The organism is Streptomyces sp. AC1-42W, assembly GCF_003248355.1.
Taxonomy (GTDB): domain Bacteria; phylum Actinomycetota; class Actinomycetes; order Streptomycetales; family Streptomycetaceae; genus Streptomyces.
Map to the genome: position 1 here is coordinate 694,922 of NZ_QKWY01000001.1, position 22,509 is coordinate 717,430.

15 protein-coding genes are annotated in these 22,509 nt (G+C 72.1%); 5 read left to right on the top strand and 10 right to left on the bottom strand.

What is annotated here, in order from left to right; genetic code table 11:
- Positions 1–31: 31 nt before the first annotated feature.
- From DNK56_RS03185 to DNK56_RS03200, 4 genes are read right to left on the bottom strand one after another with little or no spacing between them, the layout of a single operon-like run.
- A complete protein-coding gene (locus DNK56_RS03185; protein ID WP_111330218.1) occupies positions 32–1,291 on the bottom strand; it encodes a cytochrome P450 in 1,260 nt (419 codons plus the stop codon).
- Positions 1,288–3,072 (bottom strand): beta-ketoacyl synthase N-terminal-like domain-containing protein, encoded by a 1,785-nt coding sequence (locus DNK56_RS03190; RefSeq protein WP_111330220.1) that lies wholly within the window; start codon positions 3,070–3,072, stop codon positions 1,288–1,290. The genes DNK56_RS03185 and DNK56_RS03190 overlap by 4 nt, the downstream gene beginning before the upstream one ends.
- A gap of 36 nt (positions 3,073–3,108) precedes the next feature.
- Entirely contained in the window at positions 3,109–4,932 is a 1,824-nt protein-coding gene (locus DNK56_RS03195) for a non-ribosomal peptide synthetase (protein WP_111330222.1), read from the bottom strand.
- Entirely contained in the window at positions 4,929–11,012 is a 6,084-nt protein-coding gene (locus DNK56_RS03200) for a type I polyketide synthase (RefSeq protein WP_111330224.1), read from the bottom strand. The genes DNK56_RS03195 and DNK56_RS03200 overlap by 4 nt, the downstream gene beginning before the upstream one ends.
- A 760-nt stretch (positions 11,013–11,772) precedes the next feature.
- Here DNK56_RS03200 and DNK56_RS03205 point away from each other — a divergent pair.
- Entirely contained in the window at positions 11,773–13,125 is a 1,353-nt protein-coding gene (locus DNK56_RS03205; RefSeq protein WP_111335396.1) for an MFS transporter, read from the top strand.
- A gap of 194 nt (positions 13,126–13,319) precedes the next feature.
- Here DNK56_RS03205 and DNK56_RS03210 read toward each other — a convergent pair whose 3' ends face one another.
- From DNK56_RS03210 to DNK56_RS03225, 5 genes are all read right to left on the bottom strand, one after another.
- Positions 13,320–14,144 (bottom strand): phosphotransferase family protein, encoded by an 825-nt coding sequence (locus DNK56_RS03210; protein WP_111330226.1) that lies wholly within the window; start codon positions 14,142–14,144, stop codon positions 13,320–13,322.
- A complete protein-coding gene (locus DNK56_RS03215; RefSeq protein ID WP_111330228.1) occupies positions 14,125–15,033 on the bottom strand; it encodes an aldo/keto reductase in 909 nt (302 codons plus the stop codon). The genes DNK56_RS03210 and DNK56_RS03215 overlap by 20 nt, the downstream gene beginning before the upstream one ends.
- Positions 15,030–16,223: a cupin domain-containing protein gene (locus DNK56_RS03220; RefSeq protein WP_111330230.1), complete on the bottom strand. Its 1,194-nt coding sequence runs from the start codon at positions 16,221–16,223 to the stop codon at positions 15,030–15,032. Before DNK56_RS03220 ends, DNK56_RS03215 begins: the two co-directional genes overlap by 4 nt.
- Positions 16,224–16,239: 16 nt before the next feature.
- Positions 16,240–16,386 (bottom strand): hypothetical protein, encoded by a 147-nt coding sequence (locus DNK56_RS34890; RefSeq protein ID WP_158558554.1) that lies wholly within the window; start codon positions 16,384–16,386, stop codon positions 16,240–16,242.
- A 333-nt stretch (positions 16,387–16,719) separates the two neighbouring features.
- A complete protein-coding gene (locus tag DNK56_RS03225; RefSeq protein WP_111330232.1) occupies positions 16,720–17,523 on the bottom strand; it encodes a TauD/TfdA family dioxygenase in 804 nt (267 codons plus the stop codon).
- Between the two features lie 166 nt (positions 17,524–17,689).
- On the opposite strand from DNK56_RS03225, the gene DNK56_RS03230 reads away from it, so the two are divergent.
- Entirely contained in the window at positions 17,690–18,166 is a 477-nt protein-coding gene (locus DNK56_RS03230; RefSeq protein WP_111330234.1) for an NUDIX hydrolase, read from the top strand.
- Between the two features lie 6 nt (positions 18,167–18,172).
- Complete coding sequence (locus DNK56_RS35220) at positions 18,173–19,369, top strand: helix-turn-helix domain-containing protein (protein ID WP_199563899.1); 1,197 nt, start codon at positions 18,173–18,175, stop codon at positions 19,367–19,369.
- Positions 19,370–19,645: 276 nt separating this feature from the next.
- Here DNK56_RS35220 and DNK56_RS03245 read toward each other — a convergent pair whose 3' ends face one another.
- The gene (locus DNK56_RS03245; protein ID WP_111330236.1) at positions 19,646–20,236 is read right to left on the bottom strand and encodes a hypothetical protein; all 591 of its coding nucleotides are present in this window, start codon (positions 20,234–20,236) and stop codon (positions 19,646–19,648) included.
- A 130-nt stretch (positions 20,237–20,366) separates the two neighbouring features.
- On the opposite strand from DNK56_RS03245, the gene hemL reads away from it, so the two are divergent.
- Together hemL and DNK56_RS03255 are read left to right on the top strand one after the other, a co-directional pair.
- Positions 20,367–21,683: a glutamate-1-semialdehyde 2,1-aminomutase gene (gene hemL / locus DNK56_RS03250; protein ID WP_111330239.1), complete on the top strand. Its 1,317-nt coding sequence runs from the start codon at positions 20,367–20,369 to the stop codon at positions 21,681–21,683.
- The gene (locus DNK56_RS03255) at positions 21,680–22,378 is read left to right on the top strand and encodes a histidine phosphatase family protein (RefSeq protein ID WP_111330242.1); all 699 of its coding nucleotides are present in this window, start codon (positions 21,680–21,682) and stop codon (positions 22,376–22,378) included. Before hemL ends, DNK56_RS03255 begins: the two co-directional genes overlap by 4 nt.
- Positions 22,379–22,509: the final 131 nt, after the last annotated feature.

Sequence of the window (22,509 nt, forward strand, 5' to 3'; positions counted from 1 at the left end):
CCGCCGTCGCTGTCGTTGAAGGGGGTGCCGCTCATCGGTCGACCTCTTTCAGTCCGGAGTGGTCGGGACGCAACCGCACGGGCAGCGTGGCGAACCCGGTCAGGAAGTTGGACCGGATGCGCCGCGCCGGTTCGGTCTGCTCGAAACCGGTGGTGAAGTCCCGCAGGGCCATGAGCAGTTCGGCGATCTCCACCTTCGCCAGGTAGGAGCCGACGCAGAAGTGCGGGCCGTAGCCGAAGGCCAGGTGCTTGTTGGGGGTGCGGCCGAGGTCGAACTCCCCCGGCCGGTCGAAGACCCGCTCGTCCCGGTTGCCCGAGGCGTGCCACAGCGTGACGATCTCGCCGGGCCGCAGCCGTACGCCGTGCAGTTCGGCCGGCCGCACGACGCTGCGGCCGAAGTGCATCGTGGGCGACGCCCAGCGCAGCACCTCGTCCACCGCGGTGTCGATCGCGACCTCGCCGTGCTTGAGCCGCCGCCACTGGCCGGGACGGGAGGCGAGCGTACGGACGCAGTCGATCATCGTGAGCCTGCTGGTCTCGTCGCCGCCGATGATCAGGCTGTAGCAGTTGAGGACGACGTCCTCGTCGGACAGCGGGACGCCGTCGATCGAACTGCCGATCAGCATGCTGATCACATCGTCGCCCGGCGACTCGCGCCGCTCCTCCACGACGTCCATGAAGTACATCAGGATCTCGTTGCGGGCCATCTCGGAGTCGACCTCGTCGACCTCGTCGGCGTCCTCGTCGTCCGTGGACTCCGTGGACAGCGCGGTCTTCGTCAGGCCGAGCAGATAGTCCCGGTCCTCCTCGGGCACGCCGAGGAGGTTCGAGATCGTGGTCATCGGGATGCGGCTCGCGATCCGCCCGGCGAAGTCGCAGCCGCCGGCCTCGACGGCCTCGCGGACCAGCTGCCGGGTGTTCGCCCGTACGGCGCGCGCGACCTCGGCCAGCACCCTGGGCGACAGCACCCGCTGGAGGATCTTGCGCAGCTCGTGGTGGCGGTCGCCGTCCGTCACGGCCAGCATCCGGCCCGCCGCCGCGTCTCCGCCGCCCAGCAGCGTGACCAGTACGTTGCCGCGCTCGGACGTGAAGTTCACGTCGTCCCGGTAGGTGGCCAGGATGTCCTCGTGGCGGGTGAGCACCCAGAACCCGGCGCGGCCGCCGGCCGGAGGGTTCCAGTACACCGGGGCGGTGTCCCGCAGGGTGCGCCAGAACGCGTCCAGGTCGTGGTCCGCGAAGGTGTCCGGGTCGCCGAGGTCCACGGTGCCGAGCGCCGGAGTGCGCACGCTCACCAGTCCGTACGCCAGAAGCGGCGCGGCCGGAACGGATAGGTCGGCAGCGGCACGCGGTGACCGGCCTCCCCGGCGTGCAGCGCGGCGAAGTCCACCCGCCGGCCGCCCACCCAGGCGGCGGCGAGAGCGGGGAGCGCCGAGGGGTCCCCGTCCCGCGGGGCGATCCCGCCGTCCGTGTGGCGGAAGGACTCCGCGTCCACCGGGGGCGCGTCCGCGGTGGTGACGGCCCGGCCGCCGGAGGCGCCACCGGCCAGTATGTCGATCAGCTCCTCCCGGCTGCGGACCACGGCCGCCCACCGGCGGTCCATCACCCGGCGGCCCATGGCGAGGCTGAAGACCACGTCGTCCAGGCGCAGTCCGGGGTCCGCCAGCAGCCGGTCCCGCAGCCGCGCCCGCTGGTCGGCCAGCGCCTCGTCGTCCATGGCCGACAGGACGGCCAGCCGGGGCCGGCCCGCCGCCTCCGGCTCCCGCTCGGCGGCGGCCGGCGGCTCTTCGAGGACCAGGTGCGCGTTGTAGCCGCCGCCGCCGATCGAGGTGATGCCCGCCCGGCGGATGCCGGACTCGGGCCGCCAGTCCGCCGATTCGAGCTGCGGCAGGAACGGGGTGCTGGGGAAGTCGAGGTCCGGGTTGACGTCCGTCAGGTTGATCGTCCGGGCCAGCTTGCGGTGGTAGAGCGACATCACGGCCTTCATCGTGCCGAAGCCGCCCGACACCACACCGCCGTGGCCGACGTTGCCCTTGACCCCGCCGATCGAGCTGATGCCGGTCTGCTTGCCGAACGCCATCGTCGCCGCGTGCACCTCCAGCTCGTCGGTGATCGGCAGCCCGAGCCCGTTCGCCTCGTACATGGACACCGTGTCGGGCGAGACGCCGCCGACCTCCATCGCACCGGCGATGCAGGCGCTCAGCCGCTCCGGCTGCGCCAGGCCGTACGCCATCGCGCTGACCCCGTTGTTGTTGACGGCCGAGCCCTTGACGACGGCGTAGACGTGGTCGCGGTCGGCGACCGCCCGCGCCGCCGGCTTGAGCAGCAGCGTGACGACGCCGCTGGACAGCGCCGTACCGGTGCCGTTGGCGTCGAACGGGCGGCAGTGGCCGTCCTTCGACAGGACCCGGTTCTCCTCCCACAGGTGCCCGCGCGGATGCGGCAGCCGGACCATGGCGCCGCCCGCGATCGCCAGGTCGGTCTGGCCCAGCAGCAGCGACTGGCAGGCCATGTGCACCGCGTAGTGGAAGCCGGCGCAGACCGCGGCCAGCGTGACGGCCTCACCGGTCAGCCCCATGTAGTAGAGGGCGTTGGACGTCATCGTGTCCGGCGACCAGGCCAGGCTGGCCTCGATCGCCTCCGGGCCGACCGACACCCGGTCCGGCGGGGAGCTGTAGAGCGCGGCGGTCTGCGGGTTGTTGGCGCCGTAGACGCCCACCTCGGCCTCGACCCGGTCCGGGTCGTAGCCGCCGTCCTCCAGCGCCTCCCAGGCGCTCTCCAGGAACAGCCGGTTCTCCGGCGTCATCGCGTGCGCCATCCGGTCGCTGATGCCGAACACCGTGGGGTCGAACCGGTCGTAGCCGTCGAGCACCCCGCAGGCCCGCACGTAGTACGGGCTGTGGATCAGCGTCTCGTCGACCATGATCTCGTCCTTGGACAGGAACGACACGGTCTCCCTGCCGTGCACCAGGTTGTCCCAGAACTGCTCCTTGGTGGCCGCGCCGGGCGCCCGGCACGACATGCCTATGACGGCCACGTCGCCCGGCTCGTACTCCTGCTCGGGGCTCTCGGTCATGGGAAGGCTCCTCTTCGGGTCGTGAGTCGGGATGTCTCAGCTGCCGGTGGAGTTGCCGCGCCCGCGCAGGGCGGCGCGTCGGGTGCCGGCGCGGCGGCGCGCCGATGCGACCACCTCGGGGGTGGCGCCGCTCTCGTCGTCGAGCCAGCGGGCGAGGGAGGAGATGTCGCGGAAACTGAACAGGTCGGGCACCCGGACGCGGCGGCCGAACCGCCGGGTCGTCAGCCGGGCCAGCCGGATGAGCAGCAGCGAGTCGCCGCCCAGGTCGTAGAAGGCGGACCGCACGTCGATGGAGGCCGGTTCGAGGTCGAGGAGCTGCCCCCAGATCTCGGACAGCGCCACCTCGGTCGGCGTGGCGGCGGCCAGCAGCGGGCGCCCGGATTCGGCGGCGGCCGGCGGTTCGGGCAGCGCGGCCCGGTCGAGCTTCCCGCCCGGCGCCAGCGGCAGCGCGTCCATGCACACGATCGTCGCCGGCACCATGTACTCGGGCAGCTCGGCGGCCAGCCGCCCGGTGACGGCGGCCTGGAGGGCGGCGTCGAGCCGGACGCCGCCGGGTGCGCCGTCCTCGGGGACGACGTAGCCGACGAGCCTGCGGCCGGTCACGGTCGCGGCGGCCTCCCGGACGCCGGGGCAGCCGGTGAGCCGGGCCTCGACCTCCTCCAGCTCGATGCGGTAGCCGCGCAGTTTGACCTGGTGGTCGGAGCGGCCGGCGAAGCGCAGTTCGCCGTCATCGGTGAACGAGACGAGGTCTCCGGTGCGGTACATGCGCTCGCCGTCCAGGAACGGGTCCCGTACGAACCGTTCGGCCGTGGCGTCGGGCCGGTTGACGTAGCCGTGGGCGAGGCCGACACCGCCGATGCACAGCTCGCCGGGTTCGCCGGGCGCCACCTCGCGCAGGTTCTCGTCGAGCACATAGGCGCGGACCCCCGGCGAGGGCGTGCCGATGGTGGGCTCGTCCGTCCCCTCGCGCGGCACCCGCTTGAACGAGCAGAACACGGTGCCCTCGGTCGGGCCGTACGCGTTGAAGACCCGCTCGGCGCCCGTCTCGCGGTAGGCCCGGTCCACCAGCTTGCGCCGCAGCGGCTCGCCGCCGAACACCACGGTCCGCACGTTCGGCGGCAGACAGGAGGCGTCGAGCAGCCCGTTCATCACCGAAGGGACGACGTTGAGATGGGTGATCCGGTCGGCGTACGGGCTCTCCGGCAGATGGACGGCGCTCTCCACCAGGATCACCGCGCCGCCCCGGCACAGGGCGCCGAAGATCTCCATCACGGACATGTCGAAGCAGACCGAACTCGCCGCCGAGACCCCGCTGAGGTCGCAGCCGTCGAAGAGCCGGTCCAGCTCGGCCAGCATCGCGACGCAGCCGGGGTGGTGGATGGCCACGCCCTTGGGCCGCCCGGTGGAGCCCGAGGTGTAGATGATGTACGCGGTGTCGCCGGGCACCACCGGCACCGGCCGTTCGCCGGGCTCGGTCGTCGCGGTCCCGTCCAGCAGGACCACGGTGGGCCCGGCCGGGCAGTTGGCCCGCGAGGCGGGGGTGGTCAGCAGCAGCCGGGTGCCGCTGTCGCGGACCATGAAGTCCAGCCGCTCGGCCGGGTACGCCGGGTCCAGCGGCAGATAGCAGGAGCCGGCGCGCAGGACCGCCAGCAGGGCGACGAGCAGGTCGGGCGTCCGCTCGACGCAGATGCCCACCGGGACACCGGGCCCGGCCCCGTCCGCGACGAGCCGTTCGGCCAGGACGCGGGAGCGGGTGTCCAGTTCGCCGTAGCTCAGGACACCGGCGTCGGAGTAGACGGCGGGCGCCTGCGGGTCCTTGGCCGCCTGCTCGATGAATGCGGAGTGCAGCGTGTCGGTCACTTGTCTGTCTCCTCGGGTCGGCTGCCCGGCGCGATGTCCCGCAGCGCCAGGTCCGGTCGGGCGATCGAGTCGAAGAGCACGGTGCGGTAGAGCGCCAGCAGGTCCGTCACGGCCTCGCGCTCCAGGTGGTCGGGCTTGTACTGGACGTGGCCGGCGACCTCGCCGTCGATGTCGGCCATCGAGATCTCCAGGTCGAACTTGGCGAGGTGCCTGCGTACCTGTACGGGTTCCAGCGGCAGGGCGCCGTCCGGGTCGACGGTGGAGCCGACGCCGTGGAAGAGCTTCACGGAACGGGGGAAGGCGTCCGACGACAGCCAGTTCACGACCACGTCGAACCACGGCGACCGGCCCTCGGCCCTGACCGGCTTCAGCTCGGAGGCCAGCAGGTCGAGCGGGTAGTTCATGTGCTCCAGGAGCCCGAGCGAGAAGGCGTGTACCTCGCCCAGCAGCTCGCGGAAGCCGCGCTCGCCGGACGGCCGGGCGCGCACCAGCACCGTGTTCAGGTAGTAGCCGATGGCCGACTCCCGGCCGGGCTCGCCGCGCTGGGCGATGGCGGTGGCCAGCACGGCGTCCTCGACCTCCGCCGCCCGGTTGAGCGTGGCGAAGAACCCGGCCAGGACGACGGTGCTGACCGACACCCCCTCGCGCACCGCGAACTCGCGCAGCAGCCGGGACTCCTCGGCGCTCCAGCGGAAGGCGAGGTCGCGGCCCTCGTAGGTGACGCCGGGCGGGCGCTCCCCGGTCGACAGGTCGAGGCGTGCGGGCGGATCGGCCAGCTGCCGCGACCACCAGTCCAGCGCGGTCCCGGCCGCAGGACCGGCCAGCCACTCCCGCTCCGCCGCCACGAACTCGGTGTACGGGGCGGCGGGGCCGCTCCGGGCCGGGTCGGCGCCGCCGTAGAACTCCTGGAGTTCGCGGATCATGACGTCGGCCGACGCGGCGTCCGACGCGATGTGGTGCACCAGGACCAGCAGATGGTGGTCGGCCGGGCCGCGCCGCAGCAGCACCACCCGCACCAGCGGTCCTTCGTCCAGGTCGAGCGGCCGGTGCCCGTGGACGGCCAGCTCCTCGCGGGCCTGCTCGTCGTCCAGATCCGGGCGGTCCACCACGGTGAACTCGTAGACCGGGTCGTCCAGGATGAGCTGGGCCGGGCTGCCGCCCGCCTCCACGAACAGGGTGCGCAGGGCGGGGTGGCGCGCGACCACGGCCCGTACGGCGTCCTCCAGCGCTTCCTCGTCCACGGCGGCCCGGATGCGGGCGGTCACCATGAAGTTGTAGGGGACGGCGTCCGGGTCGACCTGCTGCATGAACCAGAGGGATGCCTGCCCGTGCGACGCGGGCACCAGCTCGAAACCGAGCCCCTCGGCGCTCAGCTGCTCGGCGGCCGGGGCGTCGGTGGGCTCCAGGAACCCGCGCGCGGCCAGCTCCTCCACCAGCTCCTCGGCGTCCAGCTCGGGCAGGGCGTCGAGGAAGGTGCGCGCGGTCCGGCCGGCCGGACGCGGGGCCGGGGCCGGTACGGCCGCCGGAGCCGGCTGCTTGGGCACGGCCGCCGGGGCGGAGGCAGGGGCCCGGGCCGCTCCGCCGACCGCGGCGACGACATGCGCGACCACCTCGGACAGTGAGCGTCCGTCCAGGAACACCACGGGCGACACGCGCTGCCCGAACAGCGCCTGGAGCCGGTTGACGAGCCGTATCGCCAGCATCGAGTCCAGCCCGAAGTCCCGCAGGGTGGCGCCGTCGTGGAAACCGGTGGCCGGTACGCCGAGCGCGTCGGCGATCTCGTCGAGGACGACGTCCTCCAGCGGCCTGCTCTCCACGGGCGCGGGGGCGGCGACAGGGGCGGCGACGGGGGCGGCGACCGGTGCCGGGACCGACGCCGGGGCCGCTGCCGGGGCGGTGGCCGTCGTGCCCGGTGCGGTGTGGGGTCCGGGCGCCGCGTCCTCCAGCCAGTAGCGGTCCTTCTGCCACTGGACGAGCGGGGTCTCCACGACCTCGACGTCCTCGTCGAACAGCGAGTCGTACGTCAGCGGCAGCCCCCTGACGTACAGCGAGGCGGCCGCCTCCAGCAGACAGCGGACGTCGCTCTCGTTGCGCCGCAGCGAGCTGATCGCGTGCACCCGGGCGCCGCGCGTCAGGGCGATCTCCTCGACCGCGCCGCGCAGCGTCTCGTGCGGGCCGATCTCGATCAGGGTGCCGACGCCGTCGTCCACGAGCGCGCCGATCGTCTCGGCGAACCGGACCTGGTCGCGCAGGTTGCGCACCCAGTAGTCGACGTCGGTGACCGGGTTCACCGCGCCGGGCAGGGCGGTGGAGCGGAAGCCGATGGTGCCCGTCAGCGGGGTGATGCCGGCGATGCGCTCGCGCAGCGGCTCGATCAGGGGGTCCATGCCGGGGCCGTGCACGGGGCGTTCGACCCGGATGCGCCTGACCGACACGCCGTCCCGCAGGAGGTCGGCCTCCAGGGCGGTGACGGCCTCGGGCGTGCCGGAGACCGCCGCGCTGGTGGGGCTGTTCACCACGGCGAGCGCCGCGCGCCCGGCGTACGGCGCCAGCCTCGGCAGCAGGTCGTGCTCCGGCAGGTCGACCGCGATCATCGCCCCGGCCGCCGCCCTGCGCTCCAGCAGGTGCGAACGGGCGACCACCACGCGGGCGGCGTCCTCCAGGGACAGCGAGCCCGCCACGCAGGCGGCCGCGACCTCGCCCAGGCTGTGCCCGACGACGGCGGCCGGTTCGACGCCGAGTCCGAGCCACACCCGCGCCAGCGAGACCTGGAGGGCGAACAGGACCGGCTGCTGGAAGTCCATCTCCTCGAACCTGGCCCGCTCGGGCGGGGCCGCCAGCTCGTCGAGCACCGAGCAGCCGCCCGCCGCCCGCACCGCGGCGTCGCAGGCCCGCATCGAGGCCCGGAACCCGGCGTGCGAGCGCATCAGCTCCCGCCCCATGCCGACCCACTGCGTGCCGCCGCCGGAGAAGACCAGCGCCACCCGCCGGTCGGTGTTTCCGGCGACCGTGCCCGTGACGACGTCCGGGTGCGGCCGGCCGGAGGCGACCCGCGCGAGCCCGTCCAGGACGTCCTGGCGGTTGCGGGCGAACAGCGCCACCCGGTGACCGTGATGGGTGCGCCTGGTGGCGAGCGTGTACGCGAGGTCGGCGACCCGCAGCCCGGTGTCCCGTTCGACGTGGCTCGACAGTTCGCGGCAGGTGTCGGCCAGCGCGGCCGCCGTGCGCGCCGTCACCGGGACGAGGTGCGGCCGGTCGTCGGGCGCGACCTCGCCCCGGCCGGGCGTGACGTGCCGCCCCCGGTCGCCCGCGGTGAACGGGCCGGGCCGGACGGTGAGCCCGGCGGCGTGCAGCGTGCCGAGCGAGCCGAGCAGCGTGCCGGCCTCGTCGGCGCCCCGCCGGAGCGAGGGCAGCGTGGCCGCGGGCAGGATCTCCGCCACGGACTTGAGGAGCACGGGGTGCGGGCTGATCTCGATCACCGCGTCCACGTCGTGCTCGCGCAGTGTCGTCAGCGCGTCCACCACGCGGATCTCCCCGCGCAGGTTGTCCGCCCAGTAGTCCGGCCCCAGTTCCGCGCCGTCCACCGGTTCACCGGTCACCGTCGAGATCATCGGGACACGGGTCGTGCGGGGCCGGATGCCTTCGAGTTCGAGCCGCAGCGGGTCGAGGACGTGGTCGACCAGCGAGGAGTGCGGGGCGTGGCCCATCCGTACCCGGTGGCTGGTGACGCCGTCGGCGGTGAGCCGCTCGACCAGGGCGTCGATCTCCTGCGGCGTGCCGGTGACCAGGGTGGACGCGAGGCCGTTGCGGCCGGCGATCGCCAGCCGGCCGGTCAGGTACTTCCGTACGGCGTCGGCGCCGGTCGTCACGACGATGCCGTCGCCCCGGCCGACCGCCAGTTGCTGGAGGAGCCTGCCGTGGCTCGCGGCCAGCAGGGAGGCGTCCTCGAAGTCGAGCGCGCCGGCGATGTGCGAGGCCGCGAACTCGCCGACGCTCTGCCCCACCACGACGTCCGGCTCGACCCCCAGCGACCGCCAGGCGTCGGTGAGCGCGACCTGGATGCTGAACAGCAGCGGCTGGAAGACGTCCATGTCGTCGATGCGGCCGTCCGCCGCCAGCAGCTGGTCCACCAGGGAGAAGCCCAGCAGCTTCCGCATCCGCCGGTCGGAGCGCATCATCGACCGCCGGAACACCGGCATCCCGGCGAGCAACTGCCGGCCCATGCCCACCCACTGCGAGCCGTTGCCGGAGAACAGGAACGCCACGCGCGGCGCGCGCCTCTCCGCCTCCCCGGCCGCCGGACGTCCGACGCTCAGTCCGTCCATGGCCGTGCCGGCCGTGAACGCGTCCAGGCGGGCACGGAGTTCGGTCATGTCACGGGCCGTCGCCGCGAGCCGGAATCCGCCGTCCCCGGGCGCCGCGGCGCAGACCGTCCGCAGGTCGTCGCCCTCGCGCAGAGCGGACACCCGTGCGGCCAGGGCCTCTTCGGAGTCCTCGGCCAGCAGCAGGAGCGAGCTCTCGGACCGGGGCAGCTCCTCGACGGCGACATGGCAGATCGCCCCGCCGAAGCCGAACGAGCTGACGCCGCCCCGGCGCGCGTCGGAGCGCCGGGTCCACGGCTCCAGCCGGTCCTGGACGGTCATCCCGTAGGTGTCGAACATGATCTGCGGGTTGGGGGAGGCGTAGTGCAGGCTGGGCGGCAGCACCCCGTTGCGCATCGACAGCGCCAGCTTGACCAGGCCGACGATCCCGGCCGCCGCCTCCAGGTGCCCGACGTTGGACTTCACGGAGCCGAGCCGCAGCGGCTGCGCCCGGTCCCCGCCCAGGACCGCGCCGATGGCGTTGGCCTCGATCGGGTCGCCGAGCGGTGTCGCGGAGCCGTGGCACTCGATGTAGTCCACGAGGGACGGCGCGATGCCGGCCCGGCGGTAGGCGTTGCGGAGCATCAGCTCCTGGGCCTGCGGGTTCGGCGCGGTCATGCCGTTGCTCAGGCCGTCGTTGTTGGACGAACTGCCCTTGATCAGGCAGTAGACCGGCAGGTCGCGCTCCAGGGCCACGCTCAGCGGGGCGAGTACGACGACCCCGGCGCCCTCCCCGCGGACATAGCCGTCGGCCCGTGCGTCGAACGACTTGCAGCGGCCGTCCGGGGCGAGCGCCCCCATCGCGGCCATGGCGGTGTAGTAGTCGGAGACGAAGCTCAGGTTCACCCCGCCGGCGAGCACGAGTTCGCTCTCGCCCGACCAGATCGACTGGCAGCCCACGTGCACGGAGACCAGCGATCCCGCGCAGGCCGCGTCGATGGCCATGCTCGGGCCCTGGAGGCCCAGGACGTAGGAGACCCGGTTGGCGATGATGCCGTCGTGCATGCCGGTCGCGGTGTGCGGGGTGATGTGGGCGTCCGGGCCGCGGTAGTGCGCCAGCGCCGCGTAGTCGCCCCAGCAGGAGGCCATGAACACACCGGTGTCGCTGCCGATGAGGCTGTGCGGCGCGACCCCCGCGTCCTCCAGCGCCTCCCAGGCCAGTTCGAGGACCAGCCGCTGCTGCGGGTCCATCTGGACGGCCTCGCGGGGCGAGATGCCGAAGAACAGCGGGTCGAAGCGGTCGATGTCCTCGATGAAGCCGCCCCAGCGCACCGCGTCGCCCAGCAGCGCGCGCCGGGCCGCCGGTACCGGCCCCACGGCGTCACGGCCCTCGGTGAGCAGCTGCCAGAACGAGGTGGGGTCGGGTCCGCCCGGGAACCGGCAGCCGATGCCCACGATCGCGACGGGCTCGTTGACCGCCCCCCGGCGCTCGCCGCGGGCCGGGCCCGCCTCCTCCGCCGCCCCGGGGCCCTCGACGAGCGCGCGGGCCAGCGCGTCGACGGTCGGGTACTGCCACATCCAGGTGAGCGGAACCTTCCGGCCGAGAAATTCGGACAGCGAGGCGGAAATGGTCGCCAGTTTCAGTGATTCCAGGCCGTACTGGTGCATCGGCCCCCAGCGGTCCAGCGTGTTCCGGGGCACGTCCAGTACGTCGGCGATGCGCGAAAGAAGGAATTCCGATACGGAGTGCACATCTCGTGCTGCGTGCTCGTGGGGCATTTCGGCTCCTCGGCAGGACAAATGAAATGTACGAGTGGTGGGAAAAGGGCGGTGGCACTCGTGCGTGCGCACCGGACGGCGAGCCCGGGGTCACCGGCTCGCGCGGGGGCGGCCGGGCCCGGATGTCCGGTCTCGGGCGGGGAGAGGAGCGGAAGTCACTCTTCCGTCGTGGGTGGGGTGCCGTACGGGGTCACCCGGCGGGCAGCCTTTCCGGCACCCTCGTAGGTGCCCGAAAGGGCAACGAGACATGGCTGCCGACATACGAGTACGCGCACCGAGACCCAACCCCCGTCAACCCGTCCTGGCTGAATCAGACCGCGATCTGATTCAGGATCACTGCCGGTGGTCCAGCCACCGGGTTTTCCTGGCCGTGCTGATCCGCGACCGCGCAGTGCTGGTGACGTGCGGGCGGAGCCGAACACCTCGTCGCGCTGCCGGCCGATGCGTTCCCGCATTCGATGCGTCCAGGTCAAGGGGTATTCGGAATGACGTGGACGGAGGCACTTGCCCGACCGGTGAGCATCAGAGTGCCACTCGGGCAATGGAGAGACAAGAGTGCCTACCGGGACGGAAAGAAGCGGTGGCTCGAATAGGACCCCGAGATGACTGGATCGGGTCACCTGGACAGCGGCGGGGTGGCATTGCAAGCTGCTCGGATGAAATTCACGAACCACACACCGGCCCGGACCGGTGCCGACGCGCGCTTACCCGGATGCCCGAGGCGACGGCCGGTCACGGCGTCCCCCGCCGGGAGGGCGGCATGACGGGTACGGAGGTGAAGCCGCACCGGCGTCCGGGCCTGGCGCTCGGCGTTCTGGCCGGGGCGCTCGCCCTGGACGTGAGCGGGCTCGGGGTGCTCAACGCGGCCCTGCCGTCCGTGGGGGAGCGGTTCGACCTGGACGACGCCACGCTCCAGTGGGTCATGATCGCGTACGCCGTCACCTTCGCCGGCTTCCTGCTGGTCGGCGGCCGGCTGGCCGATGTGTTCGGCCGGCGACGGGTGTTCGAGGCCGGGATCGCCCTGTTCACCGCCGCCGCCCTGGTCGGAGCCGTGTCGCCCGACATCGCGGTGCTGCTCGGCGCGCGGGCGGCGCAGGGCGTCGGCGCGGCGCTGTCCGGTCCGGCCGCGCTGGCCCTGCTGACCGAGGTGTTCCCGGCCGGCCCGGCCCGCAACCGGGCGTTCAGCGTGTACGCGGCGGTGGGCGCCGCGAGCTTCAGCGGCGGAGTGATGCTGGGCGGAGTGCTGACCCAGTTCTTCGGCTGGCGCTCGGTGCTGTGGTTCTCGGTCGCGGTGGGAGCCGCCGTACTGGCCGCGACGCGGGCCGGGTTGCCGGCCGGGACCGGACGCGGCGGGCGCCTGGACCTGCCGGGCGCGATATCGGGGACGCTCGGCCTCACCCTGCTGGTCGTCGGCGTGAGCAGCGGCGGCGCGGTGGTGTGGGCCGCGCTCGGCGCGGCGGCGGTCTTCCTGGTGCTCTTCGTCGTCCGCGAACTGCGCACCGCCGACCCGGTGCTGCCGCTCGGCCTCTTCCGCGTCCCGTCGGTGCGGGCGGCGAGCCTGGCGGCGTTCCTCCAGTACATGGCCTCGGTCGGCATGCTGTTCTTCGCGCCGCTGTATCTCCAGGGGATGCTGGACTACTCGCCGTTCGAGTCCGGTCTGGCGCTGGTGCCGATGTCGCTGGCCGTGTTCCTCACCGCCAACTACGCCACCGGGCGCCTGCTGGCCACGTACACCCCGTACACGCTGATGGCGGTCGGGCTGGTCCTGATCGGGGTGGGCACGGGGCTGTGGATGAGCACCCCGCACCACGGCGGCTACGCGCTGTACGTGCTGCCGGGGCTGGTGCTCAGCGGTATCGGCCAGGGGCTGAACTTCCCCTCGATGACCTCCGCCGGCCTCAGCGGGGTCGAGCCGGAGGGGCACGCGGTCGCCGGCGCGGTGAACGTCGTGGCCCAGCAGATCGGCTCCAGCGTCGGCGTCGCCGTCCTGGTGCTGGTCGCGGCGACGAGCGACGACCGGCTCACCGGCTACCACCTGGCCTATCTGACGGCCGCGCTCGCCTGTGTGGCCGGGGCGGCCGCCATCACGTTCGCCCGGCGGCGGGCGGCGTAGCCCGGCCACCGGGCCGAAGAGCGCGAGGGGCGGGGCCGGGTGTCAGGGCCAGACCAAGCAATACGCCTGGTGCCCCGCCTCGTGCAGCCGGTGCGAGAAGTCCTGCCACTGCGCCCGACGGTGCCGTGAGTGCAATGACAGGCGCGTGCTTCCTCGCCGGAAGCCTTCGAGCCGATTGCGCCGCAGCAGCTCGGTCAAGACACTTCGGAAGCCAAGGCGCGGAGCGGTGGGACGAGTTCGGGGTGGTCTCCGCGTGAGGCCGACTGCAGGAGTTCGGTGATGACGATGAGCTGTGCGATGCGACCGGGCTCGGTCTTGAGTACGGGGAAGGTGTCGCGGACGCGCCGGGCAAAGGCCGGGGCGAGGAGGGAGTACGCCAGGAGCATGGCGGCGTCGTAGCCGGCGGGTGCCAGGCCGAAGCCTTCCCAGTCGAGGAGGTAGGGAGTGTGGCTGGTGAGGTTGGCGGTGTGCAGATCCCCGTGGGCTGTTGTCCAGTCCGTGATCCGGGGGCCGGGCACGTCGAGGAAGCGAGGGACGGTACGGTCCACCCACTCCTGTCGTACGGCCATCCGGTTCGTGAGGACGGCGCTCACGTGATCAAGGTCGGTGCGCAGGGAGTCCCACCACGCGGGCGGCGGATTCGGGTCTCTGCGCAGGACGGGACTGGGGGTGGAGATGGGCTCGTCGATGTACTGGTGCAGTTCCGATCGGTACGCGCAGCCGTCGCTGCTCGACTCGGTGGTGTCGTACAGCAGGGGCTTGTTGACGTGTCCGTCGAACAGTACGGAGGCCTGGCGGTTGCCGTCCCAGATCTTGCCGACCGCCTTGTCCTGTGGTGCGGAGAGCAGTCTCAGCCAGCAGGTGCCCCTTTCCGGGTGCTGGACGCGGCTGCTGAGAGTGCGGCCGTGCCAGCCCCAGACCTCGGGGCCGGCGATCGTGGAGCCCAGTGCCCGTGCCGAGCGCGCGAAGGCCCGGCGCATGCGCTGCTGGTCCGTGGGGTCAGCCGGTGGCGAGTACATCCAGCACCTTTCGCAGCGTGGGGACCGGGATGGCCGGGCTTCGCAGGGCGGCTTGGGCTTCGGTCCAGTGTGCCGGGGTTGAGGTGGAGAGCAGAATGCGCGTCACTCCGGGGCAGGAGGCTGCGGCGAGCAGACACGCCTGGGCGATGGTGAGTTCGGGGTTCAGCAGTGCGGTGAGTTCGCGGGTGGCCAGGTGGGGAAGTTCGCCACCGAAGAGGGGCGCGGAGGCGTACACCTGCCACCCGAGGCCGGCCGCCTGGGCGATCGGGCCGTCACCCTCCAGCGCCTGGGCGAGGGCGGTTGCGTTGACAAGGGATACGGGCAGCTGGACGGCGCGCAGGTGATGCCGGTCCGTGCCCGCTGCCTCGATGGCCAGCTGGTGCAGGGCAGGGATGCTCAGGGTGCCGGTGTCGAAGCCGTCCCAGGCAGCGACGCCGTATGCGGTCAGGGTTCCAGCCGCTCCTTCCGCTTCGAGGGCGGTGAAGGCGTCGTGCAGGGCTTCGTACGGGTCGTCGCCGGCTTGTTCGGGGTTGTGGGTGAAGACGAGGTCCAGGCGGTCACGGCCGAGTTCGGCGCGGTTGCGGGCACACTGCCAGTGGATGTACGGGGCGCTCAGGCAATGTCCGCGTTTCGCGTCCTCGGAGGTGATGGCTCCGTCGGATTCGGCGTCCTTCGCGGCTTGGTGGGTGAGGTATCCGACCTTGGTGGCGACCGGGACCGGATGCCTCGCGAGGGCCCGGGCGAGTAACGTCTGGGCTGTGCCGCCAAGGTAGTTGGGTGCTGTGTCGATCCACGCGGTGGCGGGATCGCAGGCCGCTCGGACGGCGGCGTCGCTCAGTGCGGAGGGACGGATGCGGTAAGTGCCGAGTCCCAGGGCCGCCGTCGTCATCGTCCACCTCCTTCCACCGTGATCGCCTGGCCGGTCATCAGTTCGGAGACGACTGCCGCCGCGTCCGTGACAGAGATACACGATGCTTCGGCCAGCTCACCGACGGACACGGCGCTGGGTGCGGCGGCCGTCAGGCGCTGGAGGAGCGGGAGGGCCTCCTGTGCCATCTCCCACTCGTTGTCGCAGGCCCGGAATGCCGGCCCGGCCCCGTCGGCCGCAGGCTCCAGACGTGCTCGTGTGGTGGTGAGCCTGACACGTATCTCCGGGTCTGCGGGGACGCCGGTGATGTGGGGCAGGCTCGGCCGAAGGCGGGTGAGGTCGGCGCTGTCACGCATCGCCGTGTACCGGCCGATGAGACGTGGATCGTCCAGGGCGGCGATGACTTCCTTGCGCAGCCGGTCCAGGTAGGCAGCCTGCTGCTCGGGCGGCGCGTGCACGGGCAGGTCCTCGCGCAGGATGTCGTGGCGGCGCAGGTCGTCGGCGAGCCAGGCCAGGAGCTGGGCGCCGGTGGTGGTCTGGATGCCGAAGGTGAGGTGGAGGGAGTGTTCACCTTCGGAGGCGGCCACCGAGTGCCACCAGCCGCGCGGGAGATACAGCAGGTCTCCTGGCCGCAGGACGAGTTCCGTGACCGGGTCCTCGGGCGGGGGCTCGGGTTCGTCGGTGTCCTTGTACATAGGGGCGGTGCGGGTGGGGCCGTACACCTTCCAGCGTTTGACGCCGTCGATCTGTACGACGACGACGTCGTGGTCGTCCCAGTGCACGCCGAAGCCTTCACGGGCGGTCCATGAGGCGTACAGGTTGGCCTGCACCCCGGTGCGCAGCCACTGCTCCAGCTCCATCGCCGAGCGGCCGACGGAGGGGAGGAGCTCGTCGATGGCGTCGATGACCAGAGAGGCGCCATCGGCGAGCCGTGCGCGCAGCTCGGCGGGGTGCAGGCGCTGCCAGACGGTGTGCCTGCGGGTGGCGACCGGCGCGGTGTAGAGGTAGGCGGGCAGCATCTTGCCGTCCGCGGACAGGCGGAAGCGGGGCGGCTCCAGGCGGTGGGTGGCCAGGATGGTGTTGACGTCGTCCCAGGAGATCAGCTGGGACGGGTTCGGGAGAACGGTGGGGACATGGTGGTGCCGGCGGTGGTACACCTGGGCCAGGAACTCGTCCTGGCCCAGGTGGGCCGCCAGGTTCAGCGGCGACAACGCGTCTCCTCCTGGATCAGTCGTTGGTGTCGGTGCGGCCGGTGCTGCCGCCGTCGGACGGGGTGACGCCGCGCTCACGGGCGGCCTGGATTCTGCGGCGTGCCTTGACCAGTCCGGCCTGGTCCGGACCGCTCGTCGGGGTGGTGGCGGTGCTGTTCGGCATTGCTCCTCCTGGGTTGGACGAAGGGTTGTCGCGGACCCGCCCCGGACGGTGCTCGACCCGTCCATGGGCCATGCGCCGGTTGATCCGTACGGTGCGGGGTTTGTGGCCCGTCCCTGCCGGGGCATCTTGGAGAGTGGGGGAACGTCTCGATCGGCTGCGTCCGACAGGGACGGGAACCCAAGGGCTGGCCGGGGCGCCGGCGACCGCGTGCCGATCACGAACTTCGTGTCCCATCACCACGCCCACCCGGCCGTTGCGCTGGTCAACCATCACGGCCCCCACCACCGCGTGCTCGGTGTCCGCAGCGTCGGTAGCCTCCTCGGGGGCGCGGCCTCATGAAACGGGCTCGCTGGTCTTGGGAAGGACGGCGGCCGTCGGGTGTGGGTCGAAGCCGGCGCGAAGGACGGAGCTGGGGTCGCCCAGGGCGCGCAGGAGCCTGCGGTCGCCGATGAAGCGCGTACGGGCGTGCAGCCAGCGGTGGTTGTCCAACAGGTAGCCCTGCCCGGCCCGGAGCGTGAGGTGCTGCTGGCTGTCGGCGATGGCGCTGCGGAGGGCAGGAAGGTAGGGCTGGACGACGGGGCTCCAGCGGGCCAGACCGTCCTGGCGCAGCCGTACGGCGACCCGTCCGTCGGCCTGAATGGTGAAGACCTGGGCGGCGTGACCGACACCTGCTCCGAAGTACGCGGTCCGGGGCCGGCAGAGCGCGACTGCCGCCTCCCGGTTCTCGTCGGCGATGCGGGCATGGACGTCACGTCCGTCGGCCAGGAGCGTCTCGCCGCCGACGGATGCCGACTGCAGGCACACCAGAAGGAGCAGGCGTGGTGGCCTGGGGGTGCTTGACCTCTCGGTGTGGGCCCGCAGCTCGCCGTTGCCGAGGCCGGCGAAGCCGGCGCGGTGGGCGTGGCTGCCCGTGTCTTGGATCAGGGTCAGGCCATCCGGTGCGCCGTGCGGGTGGGGCGCTGTCGCCATCAGCCGGGAGGCGCATTCCAGGACCTGCTGCCGGGTCAGCAGCCCGTCCAGGGTGACCAGGCCGGTCTCACGAAGCCGGGCAGCGATCACGTCACCGGCGTGCGGGGCGCGGATGTTGACGTAGTGGTCCACGAAGAGCGTCTCCGAGCCTGCTGAGGCGTCGAGCATCGCAGTCCTCCCTCGATCGGGTCGATGTGTTCAGAGTGGGGAGCCGGGCGGGCGGGGTAAAGCGACTGATTGTCGACTCGGACAAATCGGTTGGATCGGTGGGGAGTTGACGCAAGCGTGCTACGTTCCGAAGGCCCGGCTCGCACACCGCAGGACGAGGATCTTCATGACGTACACGCCGCCGCTCTGGCCCGTCTCCGTGAAGGGTGTCGCGCTCGACGCGCATGACCGCGTGCTCCTGCTGAGGAACGAGCGCGACGAGTGGGAGTTGCCCGGAGGCCGGCTGGAGATCGGCCGCCCCGACGGCGCGCAGCAGCCGGACGGCAGCCCGGAGGCGGCGCTGGAGCGCGAGATCCAGGAGGAAACCGGCTGGGAGGTCGAGGCCGGGCCGCTCATCGAGGCGGGCGTGTGGATCTACCAGCCCGTCCCCGGACGGCGGGTACTGATCGTGACCTACGGTTGCACCGTCCTGACGCCCGAACGCCCGCCGGTCGTCAGCTACGAGCACAAGCAGCTCGGCATGTTCACCCGTGACGAGGTGCCGGGGCTGAACATGCCTGAGGGCTACAAGCAGGCCATCGCATCCTGGTACGGCCGGGGCTCCGTCGGCCCGGTTGGCCAGGACGACGGCGATCGGATGTAGCGGGTCATGGCCGGAGGCGAGATCGCGCCGGAGGCGGGACAGCAGCGGCTCCCGCCTTCTGGTCCCTCAGCCCGGCACGCCCAGTGGCGCTGGGCGACACCGCAGGCCCAACTCGTACTCGCCGCAGGGAACCTGGCCGGCATCCTCCGCTTCTACCGCCGCGTGCATGGCCTGAACCAGTCCGCGCTCGGTGAACTTCTCGGCTACGACAAGACCTACATCTCCGCCCTGGAACTGGAGAAGCGCGCCCTCGACGACATCGCCTCCCGCCGCAGGGTATGCGAGGCCCTGCGGCTGCCGCCTCACGTCCTCGGCGTCACCGATCCCACCGACACGGACCACCGGGCGATGCTGCAGTTCGGAGAGTCGACCGTCCGGCTCGCCGAGATCGCCCGCCAGTCCGGCCACGCCTCGGAAGCCGTCGTTGAGCTGTGGCCGCTCGTGGCCCGGCTCGAAGCCCGTATCGACGACGGCCACACCGAACGCGACGTCCTGCACCTGCTCACCCGCGCCCGCGTCGGCCTCGGCGTCGCTCTGGGCAACGTACTGCCGGAAGAACGCCTGGCCACCGCTGCGCACTGGACGGCCAAGAGTCTTCAGATCGCCGAGTACTTCGAGGATTCGCGGACGACCTCGTACGTGCTCCGCATGCACGGCAACGAGCTGCGCAAGGCCAACCTGCGGGGCGCGGCCGTCCAGCGGCTGTGCCGTGCTGCGGCCATCGCCCCCGACGCCACCGCCCGCGCTGCCGCCCTGCCGCTCCTCGCCCGGGCCGCCGGCGCCCTGGGCAACGGCGAGCTGTTCGACCGGGTGATGAAGGAGACCGACGCCCTCCTCGACCGCGTCGACCACACCAGCCTGTTCAACCCCTTCTCCCTCCACGAGATCCGCCTGCGCGGGCTCGTCTCCACAGGGCGCACGGAGGCGGCCATGCGGCTCGTGGAGCGGAGCCTCGTGCCCACGACCGTCGTGGCACCGCAATGGCGTGTGATCGAGCTGATCACCGTCGCCCACGTCCAGCTGCTGGCTGATGACCGCAACGGCGCCGCCCAGTCGCTGGACACAGCGACCCGGGAGGCAGTGACGCAGCGCCTTCCCCATCAGCTCCAGCGCATCATGCGCACAGCGGGGACACGGCTGCCCACGCAGCATTCCACAGCGGGCCGGGACCTGGACCGGATACGACAGGAGATGGCCGCCTGACCGGTTCGTGTCCGTGCTGATGGTGCGGTCGTCCCGGCTCCGCTCTTGCGTGCACGCACCTGCTGCCGTCCAGCGAGACCCGCACCCGCAAGGCGATCGATGACGCCTCTACCGAAGCCGACGAAGGAGGCGGCGTCGGCACGCTGGACGCTTCCGTCACCCAGGGCCCATCAGAGCCTTCGCCGGAACCGATGTGCCCTGGCGGCCCGACGGCCCCTTCCGGCACCGGCGGGAGCGAGGCTCGAATGCCTCGCTCTCAACCGCCGAAACCCCAGCTCAGGGCCAGACCAAGCAGTACGCCTGGTGCCCCGCCTCGTGCAGCCGGTGCGAGAAGTCCTGCCACTCGTGGAGCAGCTGGTACACGTTGAAGGCGTCGCTCGGGCCGCCCCGGTCCGGGACGGTGGACCAGATGAAGGCGGCCGCGCCCACGGACTCCTCGCCCACCCCGCGCAGCGGGTCGACGACCGTCATCGGGAGCTTGACCACCGCGTAGTCGGGATGCAGGACGACCAGTTCGAGCGGCGGGACCTTGTGCAGCGGTATGCCCTGGATGCCGGTGAGGACCATCGCGGCCATCGTCTCCGGCTTGATCTTGGTGAAGAGGCCGCCCATGCCCAGCTCGTCGCCGCCGAGCTCCTCGGGCCGCATGGAGATCGGCACCCGCGCGGCGGTGGCCCCGTCGGGAGCCCCGAAGTACTTGTAGGTCACCCCCACCCGGCCACCACTCCTGCTTCCGGCTCCACCGCCTGTCCGCGCCTCGCCGCCCTGTATGCCCTGCGCCCGCTCAGCGTCGCGCCGGTGCCGGCCCCGCCGGGCCGGCTCGGCCGGGCCGTCCGTCCCCTCGCCCACTTCGCCACCGCGATGCATATCTCATCCACCCGACTACTCACTAGGAGGCACAGCCCCCGCCGCGCAACCCGATCATCGTGTCAGTGACCTCCCCCACGGGCGTGCGGTGAAACACCTGTCCGCAAAGACCGTCCGTACCTCTGACACCATGGCATGTGTGAGCTTTCCCTATGACGCCCCAGTTTCGCAGACGCTTTTCGACCGCGCGTCCCTCGTGACGCCCGGCGGCGTGAACTCTCCCGTCCGGGCATTCCGGGCCGTGGGCGGTACGCCCCGGTTCATGGTGTCCGGTACCGGTCCGTACCTGACCGACGCCGATGGACGGGAATACGTCGACCTCGTGTGCTCGTGGGGGCCGATGATTCTCGGCCATTCCCACCCCGAGGTGATCGCCGCAGTCCAGGAGGCCGTCGCCCGCGGCACCTCGTTCGGTACGCCCGGTGAGGGCGAGGTCGCGCTCGCCGAGGAGATCGTCGCGCGCGTCGAGCCGGTGGAGCAGGTGCGCCTGGTGTCGTCGGGGACCGAGGCGACCATGTCCGCGATCCGCCTCGCGCGCGGTTTCACGGGCCGGGCCAAGGTCGTGAAGTTCGCCGGCTGCTACCACGGCCATGTGGACGCCCTGCTGGCCGCCGCAGGCTCCGGCGTCGCTACCTTCGGCCTCCCCGACACCCCGGGGGTCACCGGCGCGCAGGCGGGCGACACGATCGTGCTGCCGTACAACGACCTGGAGGCCGTGCGCGCCGCGTTCGCCGCGCACCCCGGCGAGATCGCCTGCGTGATCACCGAGGCGTCGCCCGGCAACATGGGCGTCGTCCCGCCGCTGGACGGGTTCAACGCGGGGCTCAAGGAGCTGTGCGCCGCCAACGGCGCCCTGTACATCTCCGACGAGGTGATGACCGGATTCCGTACCTCGAAGGCCGGCTGGTTCGGCGTGGACGGCGTCCGGCCCGACCTGATGACCTTCGGCAAGGTCATGGGCGGCGGCTTCCCGGCCGCGGCGTTCGGCGGGCGCGCCGACGTGATGGCGCACCTGGCCCCGGCCGGTCCCGTCTACCAGGCGGGCACGCTCTCCGGGAACCCGGTCGCCACCGCCGCCGGGCTCGCGCAGCTGCGGCTCCTGGACGACGCCGCGTACGCGAAGGTGAACGCGGTGTCCGCCGAGATCCGGGGCCTGGTGAGCGCCGCCCTGGACAAGGAGGGCGTGGCGCACACCGTGCAGGCGGCGAGCAACATGTTCTCCGTGTTCTTCACGGACGGGCCCGTCCGTGACTACGAGGACGCCAAGCGCCAGGAAGCCTTCCGCTACACCCCGTTCTTCCACTCGATGCTGGCGCAGGGGGTCTACCTCCCGCCGTCCGCGTTCGAGTCGTGGTTCGTCTCGACCGCCCACGACGCGCAGGCCGTCGAGCGCATCGCCGCCGCCCTGCCCGCCGCCGCCCGTGCCGCATCGGAGGCCACCGTATGAGCGAGAAACCCGCCGGCTCCGCCGGTGACATCACCGTGGTTCATCTGATGCGCCACGGCGAGGTGCACAACCCGGAGGGCGTGCTGTACGGCCGCCGGCCCGGCTACCACCTCTCCGAGCTGGGCCGGAACATGGCCGACCGGGTCGCCGAGCACCTGGCGAAGCGCGACATCACGTACGCCGTCGCCTCCCCGCTGGAGCGCGCCCAGGAGACCGCGACTCCCATCGCCGAGGCGCACGGCCTGGACCTCGCCACCGACGAGCGGCTCATCGAGGCCGCCAACGTCTTCGAGGGCAAGACCTTCGGCGTCGGGGACGGCGCGCTGCGCAAGCCGGACAACTGGAAGCACCTGACGAACCCGTTCCGCCCCTCGTGGGGGGAGCCGTACATCGAGCAGGTCGTCCGGATGATGGGCGCGCTCGACGCGGCGAAGGACGCGGCCCGGGGGCACGAGGCGGTCTGCGTCAGCCACCAGCTGCCGATCTGGATCGTCCGCAGCTTCGTGGAGCGCCGCCGGCTCTGGCACGACCCGCGCAAGCGGCAGTGCACCCTCGCCTCGGTGACCAGCTTCACCTACCGGGGCGACAAGATCGTGTCCGTGGGCTACTCGGAGCCGGCCATCGATCTGGTCCCGGCGCATCTGCGGGCGGGCGCGAAGCCGGTGAAGGGCGCGTCCAAGGGGTTCGGGGCGTAGCGGTCGCCCCTGGCGGTATGCCCCCGGCCGGTATTCGGATCTCTGTTCGGTCACGGTCGGGGGCTGGTTTCGTAAAGAATTTTGTGCTATCTGGGGGAACCTCCGTGTGGCTCCTCCCATCTAAGCGATTG

Excerpts from the sequence above, each read along its gene's own strand:
- DNK56_RS03200 (WP_111330224.1), bottom strand. The coding sequence starts at position 11,012 with ATGCCCCACGAGCACGCAGCACGAGATGTGCACTCCGTATCGGAATTC.
- DNK56_RS03205 (WP_111335396.1), top strand. The coding sequence starts at position 11,773 with ATGACGGGTACGGAGGTGAAGCCGCACCGGCGTCCGGGCCTGGCGCTC.
- DNK56_RS34890 (WP_158558554.1), bottom strand. The coding sequence starts at position 16,386 with ATGCCGAACAGCACCGCCACCACCCCGACGAGCGGTCCGGACCAGGCC.
- DNK56_RS03245 (WP_111330236.1), bottom strand. The coding sequence starts at position 20,236 with ATGCATCGCGGTGGCGAAGTGGGCGAGGGGACGGACGGCCCGGCCGAG.
- DNK56_RS03230 (WP_111330234.1), top strand. The coding sequence starts at position 17,690 with ATGACGTACACGCCGCCGCTCTGGCCCGTCTCCGTGAAGGGTGTCGCG.
- DNK56_RS03190 (WP_111330220.1), bottom strand. The coding sequence starts at position 3,072 with ATGACCGAGAGCCCCGAGCAGGAGTACGAGCCGGGCGACGTGGCCGTC.
- DNK56_RS03255 (WP_111330242.1), top strand. The coding sequence starts at position 21,680 with ATGAGCGAGAAACCCGCCGGCTCCGCCGGTGACATCACCGTGGTTCAT.
- DNK56_RS03210 (WP_111330226.1), bottom strand. The coding sequence starts at position 14,144 with ATGTACTCGCCACCGGCTGACCCCACGGACCAGCAGCGCATGCGCCGG.
- hemL (WP_111330239.1), top strand. The coding sequence starts at position 20,367 with ATGGCATGTGTGAGCTTTCCCTATGACGCCCCAGTTTCGCAGACGCTT.
- DNK56_RS35220 (WP_199563899.1), top strand. The coding sequence starts at position 18,173 with ATGGCCGGAGGCGAGATCGCGCCGGAGGCGGGACAGCAGCGGCTCCCG.
- DNK56_RS03215 (WP_111330228.1), bottom strand. The coding sequence starts at position 15,033 with ATGACGACGGCGGCCCTGGGACTCGGCACTTACCGCATCCGTCCCTCC.
- DNK56_RS03225 (WP_111330232.1), bottom strand. The coding sequence starts at position 17,523 with ATGCTCGACGCCTCAGCAGGCTCGGAGACGCTCTTCGTGGACCACTAC.